Raw genomic sequence first — 527 nt, 5'->3', positions numbered from 1 at the left:
TACCGCTGCCGGGTACGGGGTCAGGAAACAGTGCATTACCGTTATCAGTACGATGCCCTGGGGCGCCGTATTCTGAAGGAGGATTTACTTACCCGCACCGCCCGCCGCTTTTTCTGGCAGGGTGAGCGCCTGCTCTGCGAGTGTGATGCCGGACGCTTCTGGCCCGGCAGGCTGCCGGATAACCCGCAGTTGCAGGAGGCACTCCACGATACGACACATCGCGTGTGGCTGTATGAGGATGAGCATGACTTCCGCCCGCTGCTCATGCTCTGCGGGCGGGAGACGAACGCTGGAGTGTATCACTACGTCTGCGACCACCTCGGCACGCCACTGGAGATGCGCGATGTCCGGGGCCGCGTTGTATGGTCTGCCATGCTGCGCAGCTACGGTCAGGTGCATCATGTTGATACCGCAGGGATAAATCAGCCGCTGCGCTTTCAGGGGCAGTATCATGACGCGGAAAGTGGGTTATACTACAACAGGCACCGGTATTATGACCCGGGTGTCGGGCGGTACCTGAGTCCGGA

At 60.5% G+C, this 527-nt stretch carries 1 protein-coding gene; it reads left to right on the top strand.

All coding sequences use genetic code 11. From position 1 onward, the window contains the following. Window positions 1-30: 30 nt before the first annotated feature. The coding region (locus M987_RS23520; RefSeq protein WP_140418972.1) for an RHS repeat domain-containing protein at window positions 31-527 on the top strand (497 nt) is incomplete at its 3' end.

Origin of the sequence: Enterobacter soli ATCC BAA-2102 (assembly GCF_001654845.1) — a bacterium.
Classification (GTDB): Bacteria; Pseudomonadota; Gammaproteobacteria; order Enterobacterales; family Enterobacteriaceae; genus Enterobacter; species Enterobacter soli.
This window is presented reverse-complemented; position numbering and strand designations above follow the sequence as displayed.